At 69.0% G+C, this 15376-nt stretch carries 19 protein-coding genes and 1 rRNA gene; 11 read left to right on the top strand and 9 right to left on the bottom strand.

Features of this window, described 5'->3' with window-relative positions:
* From rrf to AB4Z32_RS18555, 4 genes are all read left to right on the top strand, one after another.
* A 5S ribosomal RNA gene (gene rrf, locus AB4Z32_RS18570) occupies positions 1-94 on the top strand; the annotation flags it as partial.
* A 138-nt stretch (positions 95-232) separates the two neighbouring features.
* Positions 233-658 (top strand): DUF2501 domain-containing protein, encoded by a 426-nt coding sequence (locus AB4Z32_RS18565; RefSeq protein WP_442123344.1) that lies wholly within the window; start codon positions 233-235, stop codon positions 656-658.
* 6 nt (positions 659-664) lie between these two features.
* Entirely contained in the window at positions 665-1507 is an 843-nt protein-coding gene (locus AB4Z32_RS18560) for a cytochrome b/b6 domain-containing protein (RefSeq protein ID WP_442123343.1), read from the top strand.
* On the top strand, positions 1504-2283 hold the full coding sequence (locus AB4Z32_RS18555) for a molybdopterin-binding protein (protein ID WP_442123342.1): 780 nt from the start codon (positions 1504-1506) through the stop codon (positions 2281-2283). The genes AB4Z32_RS18560 and AB4Z32_RS18555 overlap by 4 nt, the downstream gene beginning before the upstream one ends.
* On the opposite strand, the gene AB4Z32_RS18550 is transcribed toward AB4Z32_RS18555, so the two are convergent.
* From AB4Z32_RS18550 to AB4Z32_RS18525, 6 genes are all read right to left on the bottom strand, one after another.
* Positions 2280-2735 (bottom strand): hypothetical protein, encoded by a 456-nt coding sequence (locus AB4Z32_RS18550; RefSeq protein ID WP_442123341.1) that lies wholly within the window; start codon positions 2733-2735, stop codon positions 2280-2282. The genes AB4Z32_RS18555 and AB4Z32_RS18550 overlap by 4 nt on opposite strands.
* A 4-nt stretch (positions 2736-2739) precedes the next feature.
* The gene (locus tag AB4Z32_RS18545; RefSeq protein ID WP_442123340.1) at positions 2740-3618 is read right to left on the bottom strand and encodes an SIR2 family NAD-dependent protein deacylase; all 879 of its coding nucleotides are present in this window, start codon (positions 3616-3618) and stop codon (positions 2740-2742) included.
* Positions 3615-3875, bottom strand: coding sequence for a hypothetical protein (locus AB4Z32_RS18540; RefSeq protein ID WP_442123339.1), 261 nt, complete (start codon positions 3873-3875; stop codon positions 3615-3617). The genes AB4Z32_RS18545 and AB4Z32_RS18540 overlap by 4 nt, the downstream gene beginning before the upstream one ends.
* Before the next feature lie 85 nt (positions 3876-3960).
* A complete protein-coding gene (locus AB4Z32_RS18535; RefSeq protein WP_442123338.1) occupies positions 3961-4110 on the bottom strand; it encodes a hypothetical protein in 150 nt (49 codons plus the stop codon).
* Positions 4107-5597, bottom strand: coding sequence for a DUF2779 domain-containing protein (locus AB4Z32_RS18530; RefSeq protein WP_442123337.1), 1491 nt, complete (start codon positions 5595-5597; stop codon positions 4107-4109). Before AB4Z32_RS18530 ends, AB4Z32_RS18535 begins: the two co-directional genes overlap by 4 nt.
* 76 nt (positions 5598-5673) lie before the next feature.
* Complete coding sequence (locus AB4Z32_RS18525) at positions 5674-7767, bottom strand: AAA family ATPase (RefSeq protein WP_442123336.1); 2094 nt, start codon at positions 7765-7767, stop codon at positions 5674-5676.
* A 131-nt stretch (positions 7768-7898) separates the two neighbouring features.
* Here AB4Z32_RS18525 and AB4Z32_RS18520 point away from each other — a divergent pair, with 131 nt between their 5' ends.
* Positions 7899-8528, top strand: coding sequence for a hypothetical protein (locus AB4Z32_RS18520; RefSeq protein WP_442123335.1), 630 nt, complete (start codon positions 7899-7901; stop codon positions 8526-8528).
* Here the strand turns inward: AB4Z32_RS18520 and AB4Z32_RS18515 are convergent.
* Positions 8502-9014: a YqiA/YcfP family alpha/beta fold hydrolase gene (locus tag AB4Z32_RS18515; protein ID WP_442123334.1), complete on the bottom strand. Its 513-nt coding sequence runs from the start codon at positions 9012-9014 to the stop codon at positions 8502-8504. The two genes, AB4Z32_RS18520 and AB4Z32_RS18515, sit on opposite strands and share 27 nt — an antisense overlap.
* A 12-nt stretch (positions 9015-9026) precedes the next feature.
* Entirely contained in the window at positions 9027-9227 is a 201-nt protein-coding gene (locus AB4Z32_RS18510; RefSeq protein WP_442123333.1) for a hypothetical protein, read from the bottom strand.
* A 132-nt stretch (positions 9228-9359) separates the two neighbouring features.
* On the opposite strand from AB4Z32_RS18510, the gene AB4Z32_RS18505 reads away from it, so the two are divergent.
* From AB4Z32_RS18505 to AB4Z32_RS18480, 6 genes are all read left to right on the top strand, one after another.
* Positions 9360-9833 (top strand): putative molybdenum carrier protein, encoded by a 474-nt coding sequence (locus tag AB4Z32_RS18505; RefSeq protein WP_442123332.1) that lies wholly within the window; start codon positions 9360-9362, stop codon positions 9831-9833.
* Between the two features lie 10 nt (positions 9834-9843).
* Entirely contained in the window at positions 9844-10494 is a 651-nt protein-coding gene (locus AB4Z32_RS18500) for an SGNH/GDSL hydrolase family protein (protein ID WP_442123331.1), read from the top strand.
* A gap of 88 nt (positions 10495-10582) precedes the next feature.
* Entirely contained in the window at positions 10583-10996 is a 414-nt protein-coding gene (locus tag AB4Z32_RS18495) for a hypothetical protein (RefSeq protein WP_442123330.1), read from the top strand.
* Positions 10996-12003, top strand: coding sequence for a helix-turn-helix transcriptional regulator (locus tag AB4Z32_RS18490; protein ID WP_442123329.1), 1008 nt, complete (start codon positions 10996-10998; stop codon positions 12001-12003). Before AB4Z32_RS18495 ends, AB4Z32_RS18490 begins: the two co-directional genes overlap by 1 nt.
* 45 nt (positions 12004-12048) lie before the next feature.
* Entirely contained in the window at positions 12049-12747 is a 699-nt protein-coding gene (locus AB4Z32_RS18485) for a hypothetical protein (RefSeq protein WP_442123328.1), read from the top strand.
* A 12-nt stretch (positions 12748-12759) separates the two neighbouring features.
* Positions 12760-13638 (top strand): hypothetical protein, encoded by an 879-nt coding sequence (locus AB4Z32_RS18480; protein ID WP_442123327.1) that lies wholly within the window; start codon positions 12760-12762, stop codon positions 13636-13638.
* On the opposite strand, the gene AB4Z32_RS18475 is transcribed toward AB4Z32_RS18480, so the two are convergent.
* Positions 13635-15275 carry an ATP-binding domain-containing protein gene (locus tag AB4Z32_RS18475; RefSeq protein ID WP_442123326.1) on the bottom strand — a complete coding sequence of 547 codons (1641 nt, stop codon included), beginning with the start codon at positions 15273-15275 and terminating at the stop codon, positions 13635-13637. The two genes, AB4Z32_RS18480 and AB4Z32_RS18475, sit on opposite strands and share 4 nt — an antisense overlap.
* Positions 15276-15376 lie beyond the last annotated feature (101 nt).

Genomic DNA, 15376 nt, shown 5'->3' with positions numbered 1-15376 from the left:
CGGTACCACCCCTTCCCATCCCGAACAGGACCGTGAAACGACTTTGCGCCGATGATAGTGCTGCAACCAGTGTGAAAGTAGGTTATCGTCAGGCTAATTATTCGCAGAAGCCCGCTCAATTCGATTGAGCGGGCTTTTTGCTTTTCTGCAGGCAAAAATATAGGACCAAAGTCCAATTGCGCTTTCCGCAATCCAGCCTGAGCATGGCAGCGAGAACATGCGGAGGTGGATGATGAAACGTCCGATTTGGCGATTCGCCGTGCTGGCGCTGGCAGTCGTGTTGCCGGTGACGGGCGCGAATGCCCAGCTCGAGGGGGTGCTGGGCAAGGGCAATCAGACCGACGCCCTGAAGGGGCTGGCCGGCATGACGGACATGCCGATGACGTCCGGCAGCGTCGGGAATGTGGCGGGCCTGCTGCAATACTGCATCACCAACAATTATCTGGGTGGCGACGACCCGGCCGCAATCAAGGACAAGCTGCTGGGCAAGCTGCCCGGAGGCGGCCAGAGCCGGGACCCCGGCTACAGCGACGGCACGAAGGGCCTTCTGCACGGCAGTAACGGCGAGTCGATGGACCTGGGCAGCGGCGCGCTGAAGGCGCAGATCGCTAAACGGGTCTGCGATGCCGTCCTCAGCCAGGCCAAGACTTTCCTGTGAATCCGGATGTCCCGGCCCTTCTACCGGCACCGCCTGCCGGTCCGCATCCTGCACTGGATTAACGTCCTCAGCTTCTTCCTGATGCTGATGAGCGGGCTCGGTATCTTCAACGCCCATCCCCACCTCTACTGGGGCGCGGACTCCGATTTCGACGCGCCGCTGCTGTCGATCACGGCCCGTCCCGGTCCCGATGGCGAGCCGCAGGGCATCACCCAGGTCGGCGCCCGGGTCTTCGTTACCGACGGCGTGCTGGGCGCCTCGCGCGTCGAGGGTCAGGCGCGCAAGACGGAGCGCGCCTTCCCGTCCTGGGCGACGATCCCGGGCCGCCAATACCTGGCCACCGCGCGCAACTGGCACCTGTTCTTCGCCTGGATCTTCGTGCTCAACGGCCTGGTCTATGTGGCCTATACGGTGCTCGGCGGCCACCTGCGGCGCGACCTGGTGCCGCGCAGGTCCGAACTGCGCGGCATCGGCCGCTCGCTCAGGGACCACCTGCTGCTCCGCCATCCCGCCGGCGAAGCCGCGAAGCGCTACAACGTGCTGCAGAACCTCAGCTACCTCGTCGTGATCTTCATCCTGCTCCCGCTGATCGTCCTGGCGGGGTTCGGCATGTCGCCGCGGCTGGACGCCCTGTTCGGCGGCTGGGTCGGCATCCTCGGCGGGCGCCAGTCCGCGCGCACCTTGCACTTCGCGGCGGCCTTCCTGCTGCTGGCCTTCGTCGTGGTGCATGTGTTCGAAGTGATCGTCACCGGGCTGTGGAACAATCTGCGGTCGATGATCACCGGCTACTACCGCCTGCCGGAAGAGCGGCACGAGATGCACGAAGGGAAGGAGGAGAGGGCGCCATGAACACGCTGACCCGCAGACGCTTCCTGCGCCTGGCCGCCGGCTCGGCCCTGCCGGGCGCGCTGGCCGGCTGCGATCGCCTGGCCGACAGCGAAGCCTTCAACGGCAGGCTGCGCAGCGCCCAGTTCCTCAGCCGGCGCGCACAGGCGCTGTTGACGGGGCGCGACGCCATGGCCCAGGAATTCGGCGAAGACGAGATCGCCGCCGAGTTCCGCAGCAACGGCACGGCGATGCCGGACAGCCAACTGTACCGCAGTCTCCTCGCCGGCCAGTTCCGCGACTGGCGCCTGCAGCTCGGCGGCCTGGTCGCGCGGCCGGCGCAATACAGCCTGGCCGAGCTGCAGGCGCTGCCCTCGCGCACCCAGATCACGCGTCACGACTGCGTCGAGGGTTGGAGCGTGATCGGCAAGTGGACCGGGGTGCCGCTGCGCCACCTGCTGTCGCGGGCGGGGCCGCTGCCGGCGGCGCGCTATGTCGTGTTCCATTGCGCCGATCCGATGGACGGCTCGGACCTGCAGGCGCCGGGATCGACCTATTACGAAAGCATCGACCTCGTCGAGGCGGTGCACCCCCAGACCATCCTGGCCTACGCCCTCAACGACGAGGCGCTGCCGGTCAAGAACGGCGCCCCGCTGCGGCTGCGGGTCGAGCGCCAGCTCGGCTACAAGCAGGCCAAGTACCTGATGCGGATCGATGTCGTGGCGCGGCTCGAGCCTGTCCGCGGCGGCAAGGGCGGGTATTGGGAAGACCTCGGCTACGAGTGGTACGCCGGGATCTAGTCCCAGGTTTGCGGCCACAGGAAGGCGGGCAATGAGAGCCGCACTTCCTCCGCGGTCTGGTCAGGGACCCCGCGCAAGTCCAGCGTCCACGACCGCCTGACCCTGCCGGCCTCGATCTCGAACACGATCTCGTCGTCGAAGAAGGTCCGCGGCGGATAGCCGGTACGGCGCCGCTCGCCGCGCCATGCGCAAACGTAGCCGCTGAACCAGCGCGCGCCCACCGGCAAACCCACCTCGGCGAACAGGCAGGCGATCGACTCCCTGCTGACCCGCGTGAGCACCAGCACCTCGTCGACGATGGCCCAGTCGGCCACGTAGCCGTTCTGGCGCCACAGCGTCGGCGCTTCGCGCGGCCGGCCCGGGAAGGCGGCAAGCAGGGCGTCGAGCGGAAAGGCGTCGATCTCGTAGTCGACCCCGCCGGCTTCGAGCCGGTCCCAAATGATGTTCGACATCGGATCAGGCTCTCTGGGCGCCGAGCAGGCCGTCGATCGCGCCGAGGACCTCCAGCGCGCCGCCGGCGAGCCCGACGCCCGGCAGCCTGCCGACCTCCGATTCACGCGGATTGATCCGCAGCAGCGAGCCGCCGTGCCGGAGCACCACCCGCTGGGAGAAATGGCGCACGGTCGGGATGTTCAGGCCGGCGCCGATCTCGATCACCAGCGGGCGGCGTACCTGTTCGAGCCAGCTCCGGCAGCGCATCGCCTGCAGGTCGCGCCGCTCGCCGATCCAGTCGCGGTCGTCGAACATGAGGATGTTCGGGCGCGCCGGGCCGCCGCAGTGCGGACAGGCCGGCAGTGGGCCGAGCAGTTGGCAGCGGCCGGCGTCGACCGCCGGATCGAAGCCGGCGGCCGGCCACAGCCCGGGCGAGCACGGTCCGAGGCACTGCAGCCGGTGGATCGAACCATGGCATTCGTCGATACGCAATGGATCGAAGCCCGCTTTCTGGAAGTGGCCGTCGACATTGCTGGTGAAGACGAAGTAGCCGTGGCGGCGCGACTCGCCCCATTTGCGCAGCAGTTGGTAGCCCGCATGCGGCGCGGTGCGGCGGTACATGGCGAGCCGGTGGCCGTAGAAACCCCAGGCGCGGTGCGGGTCGGCGTGGAAGGCGGCCGGCGAGGCGATGTCCATGAAGGCCGTGCCGTTGGCGGCCAGCGCCGGGTAGGCCTTCCAGAAGCCGGCATTGCCGCGAAAATCGGGCAGGCCGGAATCGACGCCCATGCCGGCGCCGGCGGCGATGACCAGCGCATCGGCCTCGGCCACCAGTGCGGCGGCGCGCTCGAGGGCGGCGTGGTCCTCCGCTGCCGGCAGCGGAGCACGACGCAGGGCCGCGTTCACGCCGCCCTCCCGGGATGCAGGCGCGCATGGCGGGCGCCGTCCGCGTCCAGGGCGATGGTCCATTCGCCGCGCTGCTCCAGCGCTTCCGCCAGCGCCCAGGCGCGGCTGTAGCCGAGCCTGAATCGGTGCTGCAGGCGCGATACGGGATAGGGGAGGACTGTCTCGCCGGCTGCGTGGAGCTGGGCGATCCAGGCGCAGGCCTGGGGCAGCAGCGGATCGGCGGCGCCGATGCCGCTGCTGGAGGTTTCGGTATTCATGCTTTTCCTTTCACGACGCTTGAGGTCATGATAGGAGGCGGGGCGACAAGCGGCGTCGCATGCGGTGCCGGCCCTGCGGCATGCTTCAGTGGCGCGGCGCGGTGTCGTCCTTGAGCTGGTGCAGCCAGGCGATGAACTCTTCGGCCGTCATCGGCTCGCTCATCTCTTCGGCGGATTCCAGGATGCGCCGGACCAGGTCCTCGTTCTGCAACAGGCGCTGCTCGAAATCCTTCACTCCAGCCTCCCCGAAAAGACTTCCCACAGCCTCACCATCGCCAGCGTATCGAGGTGGCAGTAGGCGAGCAGCTGGCCTTCGATCTGCTGCCTGCGCGCGGCCTCGGTGCCGGGATCGATCGCTTCCATGAAGGCGTGCATCGCCGCGCCGCCGTCCTGCACGCCGTCCAGCTGCTCGTAGCGCAGCTCGGGCGCCACCGCCGGCAGCACCTGCTTGATGCTCCAGCTGCCCTGCTGTCCGGGGTGGTAATAGCGCTCGCGCGCCACCGGCAGCAGGTCGACCACGCGGGCGTTGAGCGCCAGCAGGCCGGGTGCCAGGTCGGCAAAGCGCGCCGCGAGCTCGGCGATGCGGGCGGTTTCGAATCCGGCGTTGTAGACGAACACCGGACCCTCGCCGGCGCAGGCGCCGAGCAGGGCTTCGGCAAAGCCGCGCGAAGGATCGTCACCGGACAGGTCGAGGAAGGCGCGGTGCGCCAGCCCGCCCGCATCGTCGAGCCGGTGCACGCTGAACTGGAAGGGAATCATCTGGAAGGGACGGGTGCCCTGCCAGATCGGGACCGCGAAGCTGATGGTCTCGAAGTCGATGAAGCAGGCCGGCAGCGGGTGCGGTGCGAGGTCGGCGGCGGCGCCCGCGGCATCGAAATACACCTCGCCCGACAGCGTGTGCGACTTGACGCGCCGCTGCTTGTCGTTGAGGAGCTCGTCCGGCAGCTCGCGCATGTCGGCGGCGCCGCCGGCGATGCGCTCCTTCAGGGCGCGGCTGGCAATCCGCGGCAGCCACTGCACCGGGTATTCCGCCGCCGGGGCGCCGCCGCCGCAGTGGGCCGCGAAGCCGCAGGCGTAGGGGCTGTCGCAATGCTCGCCGGGCTGGATTGCCGGCTCGTCTTCCTGGGCGGCGACGGCCTGGGCGCGGGCGATCCAGGACGCGACCTCGGCGCCGCGCGCGAAGGCCTCGGCGCTCAGATCCTCTTCCACCAGCAGGCCGCGATAATCGCCCTTGCCCGGATAGGTCCAGCGGCTGTCGATGCGGGCCAGCGCGATGCCCTCGAGCTGCACGCCGGCCGCACGCGCTACATAAGCCTGGATGGCGGCGTCTTCGCGGTGGTAGTCCTTGACCGAGGTCGAGGACTTCACTTCGACCATGCGCCAGCGCCGCGCCCCGCCGTCGACCGGCAGCAGGATGTCGGCGAAGGCGAGGGCGCCGGCCGCCGCGAAGCCGGCCTCGAACACCGGTTGCGCGCTGGCGAGCAGTTCCCGGCTGCGCGCCAGCGCCGCATCGAAGCCCTCGGTTTGCGGGTCGAGCAGCACGCCCAGGCGGCCGGGATCGTACAGGCTGCGCGCCAGGTCGCCGACCTGGTGGCCGACCGCGAAGGCGGCCTGGCTGGCGCCGTCGTCCTGGCGCAAGCGGGGACGGTGGAGTTCGAGCCAGAGACGGCGCTCGCATTGGCGGAAGGCCAGCAGTTTCGATTTCGACAGGCGGATGGGCATGATCTGGTAGCTTGAGTTGGTTGACCGATTATTGCATTTTTGTTGCTAAAATGAAATAAAATTGCATGGCTTTTCATCAGGCCAGGAAGCCGATCGAGGCCGGCTTGCCGCCCTTGAGCGCGCACTCCTGTTCCAGGGCCGCCACCAGCCGGGCGGCGTCCGCGAAGGACGCGAAGCGGTGGCGGCGCGCGAGGGCGGCGAAATCGCCGGGCGTGAGGCGCTCGAGCCGGCGCACCCGCTCGAGGTCCGCGGGCAGCGGCGCGTCCAGGCCCAGCGCCGCGCACTGGCGCGCCAGCATCAGCGCGGCCTGGCCGGCGCCGAGGTAATCGAGGCGGATCTTGATGTCGAAGCGGCGCAGCGCCGCCGGATCGATGTCGTCCATCAGGTTGGTCGAGGCGATGAAGACGCCGCCGAAGCGCTCCATGCGGGTCAGCATCTCGTTGACCCGGGTGACCTCCCAGGAGTGGCGCGCGCCCTCGCGCTCGCGCAGGAAGCTGTCGACCTCGTCGATCATCAGGAGGGCGCCTTCGCGCTCGGCCTGACGGAAGGCGGCGGCGATCGCCTTTTCGCTGTCGCCGACCCACTTCGACATCAGTTCGGAGGCGCTTTTCAACAGCAGCGGCATGCCGAGGTGCCCGGCCAGCCAGCGTCCGAAGGCGCTCTTGCCGGTGCCGGGCGGACCGTAGAGGCAGAGGCGGGCGCTGCGGCCGGCGGCGAGACCCTTCGCCAGCGCGGCCAGGTCGGTGTCGGCATTCAGGATCGCCGGGTCGTAGTGGGACGGCAGTTGCACGGCGGCGCCGGCTTCCAGCCCCGGATGGCCCTGGGCCTCGAGGGTGCGGCTGGCCAGCCATTCGAGGGCGCGGGCGCTGCCGGCTGCGTCGAAGCCGCCGCGAATCGCACGCACCACCGAGGCCGCGCGGTCGACCACGGCCGGGGCCAGCGCCTCGGCCTGGGCCAGGCGCGCCAGGGTCGGTCCATCCACCAGGTCGCCGCATGCGGCCTGCAGGATGCGTTCGCGCTGGGCGCGCGGCGGGACCGGCACCTCGACCAGCACGTCGAAGCGGCGCATGAAGGCCGGATCGATACCGTCGATCTCGTTCGAAAGCCACAAGGTCGGTACGCGATTCTGTTCCAGCGCGCGGTTCAACCAGCCCTTGCGCCGCTGCGCCAGGCCGCGGCCGCCGAGCGGGCTGGCGCAGTCGCTGAATACGTCCTCGACCTCGTCGAACAGCAGCAGGGCGCGGCGGCGGTCGAAGAAGCTCTGTGCGGCGCGGTAGGCGCGCAGGCGGCGTTCGCCGTTGACCGGGTCGCCGTCCTCGTCTTCGCTGGCGACTTCGAACAGCTCGCAGCCGAGGGCCGCCGCGAGGGCGCGCGCCAGTTCGCTCTTGCCGGTGCCGGGGGCGCCGTGCACGAAGATGTTCACGCCCTCGCGGCTGGCCGCCAGGGCCTGGGTCAGGTAGGGACGCAGGATCGCCAGCGCCTCGCCGAGGTGGGGAAAGTCGTCCAGTGTCAGGCGCGCCGGCGCGCTCGGCGCCACGGTGTCGCGCAGCAGCGTGATCGGATCGGTCTCGGATCCGACGATCGATTCGGCGAACTGCTTGGACAGCAGGTCGAGCTTGGAGGTGAGGGTGCCGGTGCTGGCGTGGTCGACGCTCAGCAGTCCCGAGCGCGCCAGGATGCCTTGGCCGGCCAGCGCGGCGCGCACCCGGTCGGCGGGAAGGCCGAGCAGCAGGGCCAGCACGTCGACCACGGCCACCGAGGACAGCCGGCCGAGCTTGTCGGCGGCACGGTCGAGGGCGGGCTCGTGGTGCAGCATGGTGGCGAAGCTGAGGATGGCGCGTTCGGCGGCGTCGAGGCCCACCAGTTCGGCCAGCCGCGCGATATTCGTCTCGAGGATCGCCGGCAGGCCGTGGCCCTTGGCGCGCTCGGCCTGGCGGTGCAGCTCGCGCAGGCGGGTGCGCACGGCCGCCGGGTCGAAGTCGCGGTCCTCGGGGTCGATCCATTCTTCCAGGCCCAGGGCCAGGGCCAGGGCGTCGTCCATGAAGGAACGGGCGCCCACCAGCTCGCGGTGGCCGGCCAGCGGGACCATCATGCGCAGGATCCACAGGCGGGTGAGGGGCACCAGGGTGCGCGGGGCGGCAGGGGCGGTACGGCGGCGATATGAGGTCATGCATTTCCTCCTTTGATGCCGCCATTCTCCAGCGCGCTGCGACAGGCCATGTCGCAGCGGATGCGCATCGGGATGTGCGCGGCGCCGGCGCCGAGTTATGCTGGCCGCCTTCTTCAAGCACAGGAGCGCCCATGTCGCAACTTACCCTCTACCGCGCCGAAGCGCGCAGCACCCTCAGGACCGGTGTCCCGTTCACGCGCCGCGCCGGCCGCCGCCTGCCATCCAACGTGCCCTTCGTGGTCGACAACATCTGGGAATTCACGCGCCCGGACGGCATGCCGTCGCGCCGCCACTGCGTGTGTGCGAGCCCGACGCCGGCCCTGGCGCTCGAGGGTGCGAGCCAGGGCGAGACCAGGCGCGAAGACTACGTGGCCTGCCGGCTGGAGCTGGTGGGCAGCCCGCGCCTGCTGCAGATCGGCGTCAAGGATGCGCGTTACCACCCGGATGTCGAGAAGGTGCAGCAGGCCGTGCTGGGCGCCTTGCGCAAGGATGGCTGGGCGGAGGCGCCGCTCGAACGCAAGCTGGCGCTGGCGCCGCTGTTCGTGCCGGGCCTGAGCCGGGAGGAACTGCGCGCGGCGATGGCGCGCGAGCCGCTGCTGGCCGAGGTGGTGGAGAGCGCCGCGGCCAGGGTCACGCTCTGGACCCCGCTGGCGGCGCCGCATCCGGAGGGCGAAGTCTTCTTCGAGCTGGACGAAGGCCAGGCCTTCATCCTGCATCCGCTGGCGGACCAGGCCTCAGGCGGGCGCGCCGCAGCGTGCTAGGAAGGCGCCGAACAGCTCGCGCAGCAGGGGAATGCCGGCGTTCAGGCGGTGGTCGCCCTGCACCAGGTGCAGGGTGCAGCCGCGCAGCCGCGCAAAATGGATCGCATTCCCGCAGGGGATGACCTCGTCGTCCCAGCCGTGCACGATCTCGGTGTGCGCGGCCGGTACCGCCGGTTCCTGGCTAGGGTAGGCGGGAATGCCGAGGGCCGGCGCCAGCAGGAAGACGCCACGCGCGTTGAGCCGCATGGAAGCTTCGGCCGCGACCCAGCCGCCCATGCTCGACCCGACCAGCAGCAGCGGACCGCGCACGCCGGCGCAGGCGTCCATCAATTGCGCCAGCCGGGCCGCCGGATCGGTGGTGTGCGAGTAGTCGAGAGAGGCGGTGTCCCAGCCGTGCTGCTGCGCCACCGCGGCAAGGGCGACGATCTTGCTGCCGCCCGGGCCGCTTTCCTTCCCGTGCATGAAATGGACCAGTCCTCGGGTCATCGGTGTTCTCCTTCAGCGGCCGGCGATCAGCGATGCCAGCAGGTTGCCATGGCCGACCAGGTGGTGGCGCGCGTCGCGCGTGGTGTCGCTGCGCGGGTCATAATAGCCGACGACGTGGTGGCGTGCGTCCCTTGCGGTCTGTTGGCCGTCGGCGGCGGTGTCGATATAGCCGATGGTGTGGTAGCGCGCATCGGTCAGGGTTTGTCTGCTCATCGTTTCTCCTGGTGGGGGCGGGGTCCGGCCAATGTAGGGCCGGCGGCGACAGGCGGTGTCGCAGCGCGCCTGGGACGCCGCCTGTCGCGGCCGGCCCCAGACTGTCGCCTCGTCGAATCGAAAGGAACAGGCATGGATGAGATTTACGTGGCCGGCGACGGCTTCATGGTGGTCGCCGGCGGGCAGACCGGCGCCGACCGCGCGGCGCTCGACTGGGCGATCGAACAGGGCATCCCGCACGGCGGCTGGTGCCCGCGCGGCCGCAAGACCGAGGACGGCGTGCTGCCCGAGCGCTACCGGCTGAAGGAGACCCCGGCCGCCGCCTATCTGCAGCGCACCGAATGGAATGTGCGCGACAGCGACGCCACCCTGATCTTCACGCTCGACGACCGCCTCGACGGCGGTTCGAAACGCACCGCCGCCTTCGCGGACAGCCTGGGCAAGCCCTGGCTGCAGGTGCGTCCCGGCGTCCATCCGAAATACGTGGCGCGCTTCCTGGCGCGGCATGGCGTAAAGGTGCTGAACGTGGCCGGCAAGCGCGAATCGTCGGCGTCGGGAATCGGCGAACTGGTGCGGCAGGTGCTGTCGCAGGCGATACAGCGATAAGGAGACGGAGATGGCGCATATCGTCCTGCTGGGGGATTCGATCTTCGACAACGCCCCCTACGTGCCCGCCGGGACCGAGGTCCAGGCCCGCCTGCAGTCGCTGCTGGAAGGCAGCCACCGCGTCTCGCTGCTGGCCCGCGACGGCGCGGTGCTGGCCGACATGCTGGAGCAGGTGGCGCGCCTGCCGTCGCTGCCGCAGGCGGCCGACTGGCTGGTGGTGAGCTGCGGCGGCAACGACGTGCTCGGCCTGGTGGGCGCGATGCAGTCCAGGGTCGGCTCAGTGATCGAGGCGGCGAGCCTGCTGGCCGACTGGCAGACCGGCTTCCGACGCGACTACCGGCGCATGCTGAACGTCGTGCTGTCCAGGCGGAGGCCGGTGGCAGTGGCCACGATCTACGATGGCGTGCCCGGCCTCGAGCCGGGATTGCGCACCGCGCTAGCGCCCTTCAACGACGTGATCCTGCGCGAGGCCGTTGCGCACCGGTTGCCGGTACTCGACCTGCGCCTGGTCTGCGGCGAGGCCGGCGACTATTCGACGGTCTCGCCGATCGAGCCCTCGGCGCAGGGCGGCGCGAAGATCGCCGCTGTGATCGCGCAACTGGTGCGCGAACAGGATCCGGCCGCGCCGCGGACGGTCGTATATGGCGGCGCCTCATCCTGATTGCATGGGATTTCCCGTTGGCAATATTTTTGGTAACATGAGATTTTGAACCGATGGCCGCTGGCACGCCCGGCGCCACTCAATCACCATGCCCGGACAGATCGAACACATCGACGCCATCGCACGCCGGAAGGGGCGCGCCGTGCTGTATCTCGAATTCCATCCCCAGCCTTTCGAGGAATGGCGCGACTATCGCTATGAAAAGGATCCGATGCGCGCCACCGTGCTGGCCTGGCTGGACGCGCACGCCGTGCCCTGGACCCCATGCGGCCCCTTTGCCAATCCAAACGTGATGGCGCCCTGGCTGGGCCAGGTCTACCTGGACGTGCCCTACGACGAGTCCTTGCCCGCTTACCGCGTGCTGTGCGACTACCTCGAGCATCCTGACGGGACGATCCGTCACGAAGGAGTGCGCTTCTACGCCATGCCGCTGGACCACGCGATGCGCAACGCCGCGCACGACGAACCCGGTTTCTGGGAACGCTGGGCGGAGGACTTCTGATGCCGACCAACCAGCAATCCCTCCTGCGCCAGTGGCATATGCTGCGCATGGTGCCGCGTGCGCCCGCCAAGGTCTCGGCCAAGGATTTGTGCGAACGCCTGTGCGCAGCCGATTTCAACGTGACCAAGCGGACCGTCGAGCGCGACCTGAAGGAATTGTCGAACGTGTTCCCGATCGCCGTCGACAACCGCGACAAGCCCTACGGCTGGAGCTGGCTGCGCGACGCGTCCAGTTTCGACCTGCCGGGCCTGACCCTGCCGGAAGCCTTGACCCTGACCCTGGTCGAGCAGCACCTGCGTCACCATCTGCCGCCCAGCGCGGTAGACGCCCTGCGCCCGCACTTCCAGTCGGCCGCCCGCACCCTGTCGACGGTGGCCGACAGCACGCCCTCGCGCGCCTGGCTGGACAAGGTGCGCAGCGTGCCGCCCCAGCAGCCGCTGCTGCCGCCGCGCCTGGACGACGACTGCCAGCGCGGCATCTACCTGGCGCTGATGCAGGACCGCCAGCTCAAGCTGCATTACCGCAAGCGCGACGCAGAGGCCGCGACCGTCTACCCGTCCGTGCATCCGCTGGCCGTGGTGCAGCGCGGCGGCCTGGTCTACCTGGTCTGCATGTTCGCCGGCTATGACGACGTGCGCACCCTCGCGCTGCACCGGGTGCAGCAGGCCGAGGTGCTGTACGAGCCGGCGCGCCGGAATGCCGGTTTCGACATCGACGCCTATATCGCTTCCGGCCAGTTCGGCGTCATCGCCGGCGCCCCGGTCAGGCTGCGGGCGGTCTTCACGCGCGCCGCCGGCGAACACCTGTTCGAGACGCCGCTCAGCGCCGACCAGGTGCTCACGGGCGATGGCGACGGCCGGCTGCAACTGACGGCCACGGTGCCGAATACCCGCGAACTGGTGTGGTGGCTGCTCGGCTTCGGCGACGGCGTGGTGATCCAGGAGCCGGCCGGCCTGCGCGAGGAACTGGCCGGGATTGCGCAGCGGATGGCGGCGGCCTATGCCTGAGACGCGCCAGCGCCTCGATTACTCTCAACCCGAAAGTACTGATAGATGAAGAAACCACACGCACACCGCGCCATCCTGGTGCTCGAATCGCCCTGGGGGCTCGACGACGCGGACGCCAACCGCAGCAGCGTCATCCCGTTCATCGAGGGAGTGGCAAAGCTCGCCGGCGACACCGAGGTGTTCCACGCGAACTTCTATGACAAATCGAGTTTCGCCAAGGCGCTCGACTGCCTGTGCAAGACCCGTTACCGCAACACGACGGTCTACATTGCCGCCCACGGCAGCGAACGGCGTGTCGGCAACGTCGATCTGCTGGAAGCGCTCGTCCAGATCAACAGCAGGTCGCGCGACTACAACATCACCGGCGTGCTGCTCGGCGCCTGCTATGCCGGCAAGGCATCGAGCACGCTGCAGGCCTGCATCGAAGAGAGTGCGATTCGCTGGTGTGTCGGCTATGCCTCGAGCGCCAAGTGGATGGAAGGCACGCTGATCGACTGCGCCATTCTTTCCGTGATGAGCGAATTGACGGAGGCGGACCACCGCGATGCGGACCGCCTGACGGAGGCGCTGGCGGAAGCGCTGGCGCCATTCTCGGCCAGCTATCCGATCGGCGAAGACGGCAAGGACCGTCCGGTTACCTTGAAAGATTCGTTGCAAGCGGTGGTCCAGCCTGCCGGCCAGGGATACAAGGCGCGCAACGTGAGTGGGCAGGTGTTTCAGGCGCATGCGCGGCGCCAGATCTGACGGCGCATCGAGATGAAGAAACACGAATACCTGCGCGATCCCGAAGTCGCTGCTTTCGTCGAATGGATGGGAGCTAACCTGGGGGCCGACTCGACGCGCGGCCACGGCTATGTCCTTCCGCGCGAGCAGCGGCTGTGGTTTCGCAACCTGGCCGATGCATTCGCCCTGTACGCATGGCGCTTCAATTTCCTGCGCCTCGACGGGCGGCGCTGTTCCGGCATGAGCTTCGCGGAAAGCAAGGCGGTGCTCGACGTCTTGCAGGCACAGTTGCGCACTGCGCTGGAAGCGGGGGACGATGCCCTGGTTCGCGATGCGGCCGTCGAAGTGGTGCGCTGGGGCGGCGTCGCGCCGCATAACGAGGAGTGGTTGCGCGTCAATAAGAACGGCCTCGCCGCGCTGATCGGTCGGGTCAGGGTGGCGATCGGGCAGCAGGACGACGCGGCGGACTTCTGTCCAGGCCTGCGCTTCAATGCGGGCATGACGAAAGTGTATTCGCTGCTGGTCGACTATTTCGTCATCTACGACAGCCGGGTGGCCGCCGCGCTGGCCTGGTTCGTGGCGGCATGGGCGACCGAGACGGGAAGGGGCGTTGTCCCCGCATTGCTGCAGTTTGTTTGCATGGATGCGAAGGAAGCGCCGAACGCGGCGCGGCGCAAGCTGCGCAACCCGCGCACCGATACCCTGCAGTTCCCGCCGCTGCGGAACGACCCCTATGCCCACATGCGCTGGAACCTGCGGGCCAGCTGGATCGTCGAGCAACTGTTGCAAACGCAGCGTGGTACGCCTTTCGGCACCGGCCCGGACGCCAGCCGCAAACTGGAGGCGGCGCTGTTCATGTGGGGTTACGATCTCGCGGAGCCAGCACCGGCGCCGGTGCTGGGCGCAGCCTAGTTACCGGCAGCCTGGCTGAGCATCGCCGCCAGGCAGCGTTCCGCCGCAACCGACAGCACCAGCTCCGCCGCCATCTGCGCTCGCGTCAGGGCCACGAACAGGCGCCGGCGCGCGGCGTCGTCCAGCGACGCGAAATCGAACTCGGCGATCACGACCGCCGGCGCGCTCTGGCCCTTGTAGCGGTAGACCGATTCGACCAGCAGCTCGCCCTCGCTCCAGCGCGGCTCGCCGTTGCGGTCGTATTCGCCGGTGAAACGTCGGGTGCGCCACGGGCCGATGGCGACCCGGTTGAGCAGGGCGGAACGCTCGCGGCCACGTCCGCCGACGACCGCGATGTCGGCCAGCGCAAAGCCGCGCGCCAGCAGCGCGGCGACCGCGGCCTCGGTCTGGGCCAGCAATTCCTCGTCGGAGCCGTAGCGACGGATGCCCGGCAGCTCGCCCGGATAGGGGTTCAGGCTGCGGACCGGCGGATCGACCAGGGAGAAGGCATTGATGGTGTCGCAGATCGCGCGCGGGCTGCGAAAGTTGTCGCTGCAGCGGATCGTGACCGCCTCGCCCAGCTCGAAGCCTTCGTGCTGGTACAGGCGCTGGGATTCGTCCTCCAGCACGTAGAGCTTGCCGCCGGGGCGCAGGCGGCTGCACAGGCTTGCCACCCAGGCGGCGTCGAAGTCCTGGGCCTCGTCGATGACCAGCAGGTCGAGGGAGGGCGCGAAGCCTGCGCTGGCCTCCAGGTAGGCCGCGGTGGTGCGCTCGAAACCTTGGGGAGAAAACTCCGGCTCGCCGTGCACGCGGCGAACATGGTCGACGCAGAGTTCGTGGAAGTTGACGACTTCGGCTTTCGGCGAGGCCAGCCGGCGCACGTGGTCGGCCAGGGTCCGGTTGAAGCATACATAGGCGGCATTCAGGCCGGCGCCGGCCGCGTCTTCGAGCAATTGCAGGGCAAGCTGGGTCTTGCCCGAACCCGCGGTGGCCTGGATGCGGAAGACCCCCGACGGCGCCTCGATGCGCGGCACCCAGGTCGCCAGGCCGTCCGACAGGCGCCGCACGGCACCCTGCAGCTGGTCGCGCATCGCCGCCAGGTCGGGCGTGACGCGGAACTGGTTCAGCAGCAGGCGCCGCAAGGCTTCACGGTCGGCGCCTGCCTGCGCCTCGTCCAGCCAGGCGCGGACGGTCGACACCATCTGGCCGTAGCGGGAGGCGTCGATGATGCGTTCGCGCGGCATCGAGATCACCTGGCTGTCGCCGAGTTCGTAGTCGGGCAGGACCAGGCAGCTCATCAGGGTGCCGTCGAGTCCCGCTTCCTGCAGGCGTCTCTGCATGGCGACGCGCTGCAGGCGGCCCTGGCGCGCGACGTCGGATTCGCCGTCGCCGTAGAGCTTGAAGATCCCGCCATCGCGCAGCACCACCGCGCCGGCCTTCACCTCCAGCAGCAGCAGCGCGCCGGCCGGCGACAGCACGGCGATGTCGATCTCGCCATAGCAATCCCGCCCGCCGTTCAGCGTATGCAGGGCGATGTTGTGGAAGACGTCGAATCCGGCAGGCAGGTGGTCGCGCAGGCGCTCGAGGACTTCGAGTTCGCGGAAGCGGCCGCCGTCGATGCGCAGGGGAGGAAGCAGGTGGGGAGAAACGGTGGCCATGGCACGCGGCGGAGTAAAGAACTTACCTATTATCAGTAAAGATGACGGACTTGCCCAGTCTTGCCTGTGAGATATTTTTATGGCAATGTGCGATTTCACGT

It is taken from the genome of Massilia sp. 2TAF26 (genome assembly GCF_052115005.1).
GTDB lineage: Bacteria > Pseudomonadota > Gammaproteobacteria > Burkholderiales > Burkholderiaceae_D > Telluria.
This window is presented reverse-complemented; position numbering and strand designations above follow the sequence as displayed.

Bases quoted from the DNA above. Each gene is read 5' to 3' on its own strand.
- AB4Z32_RS18565 (WP_442123344.1), top strand. From the start codon at position 233: ATGAAACGTCCGATTTGGCGATTCGCCGTGCTGGCGCTGGCAGTCGTG.
- AB4Z32_RS18560 (WP_442123343.1), top strand. From the start codon at position 665: ATGTCCCGGCCCTTCTACCGGCACCGCCTGCCGGTCCGCATCCTGCAC.
- AB4Z32_RS18555 (WP_442123342.1), top strand. From the start codon at position 1,504: ATGAACACGCTGACCCGCAGACGCTTCCTGCGCCTGGCCGCCGGCTCG.
- AB4Z32_RS18550 (WP_442123341.1), bottom strand. From the start codon at position 2,735: ATGTCGAACATCATTTGGGACCGGCTCGAAGCCGGCGGGGTCGACTAC.
- AB4Z32_RS18540 (WP_442123339.1), bottom strand. From the start codon at position 3,875: ATGAATACCGAAACCTCCAGCAGCGGCATCGGCGCCGCCGATCCGCTG.
- AB4Z32_RS18530 (WP_442123337.1), bottom strand. From the start codon at position 5,597: ATGCCCATCCGCCTGTCGAAATCGAAACTGCTGGCCTTCCGCCAATGC.
- AB4Z32_RS18525 (WP_442123336.1), bottom strand. From the start codon at position 7,767: ATGACCTCATATCGCCGCCGTACCGCCCCTGCCGCCCCGCGCACCCTG.
- AB4Z32_RS18520 (WP_442123335.1), top strand. From the start codon at position 7,899: ATGTCGCAACTTACCCTCTACCGCGCCGAAGCGCGCAGCACCCTCAGG.
- AB4Z32_RS18515 (WP_442123334.1), bottom strand. From the start codon at position 9,014: ATGACCCGAGGACTGGTCCATTTCATGCACGGGAAGGAAAGCGGCCCG.
- AB4Z32_RS18510 (WP_442123333.1), bottom strand. From the start codon at position 9,227: ATGAGCAGACAAACCCTGACCGATGCGCGCTACCACACCATCGGCTAT.
- AB4Z32_RS18505 (WP_442123332.1), top strand. From the start codon at position 9,360: ATGGATGAGATTTACGTGGCCGGCGACGGCTTCATGGTGGTCGCCGGC.
- AB4Z32_RS18500 (WP_442123331.1), top strand. From the start codon at position 9,844: ATGGCGCATATCGTCCTGCTGGGGGATTCGATCTTCGACAACGCCCCC.
- AB4Z32_RS18495 (WP_442123330.1), top strand. From the start codon at position 10,583: ATGCCCGGACAGATCGAACACATCGACGCCATCGCACGCCGGAAGGGG.
- AB4Z32_RS18490 (WP_442123329.1), top strand. From the start codon at position 10,996: ATGCCGACCAACCAGCAATCCCTCCTGCGCCAGTGGCATATGCTGCGC.
- AB4Z32_RS18485 (WP_442123328.1), top strand. From the start codon at position 12,049: ATGAAGAAACCACACGCACACCGCGCCATCCTGGTGCTCGAATCGCCC.
- AB4Z32_RS18480 (WP_442123327.1), top strand. From the start codon at position 12,760: ATGAAGAAACACGAATACCTGCGCGATCCCGAAGTCGCTGCTTTCGTC.
- AB4Z32_RS18475 (WP_442123326.1), bottom strand. From the start codon at position 15,275: ATGGCCACCGTTTCTCCCCACCTGCTTCCTCCCCTGCGCATCGACGGC.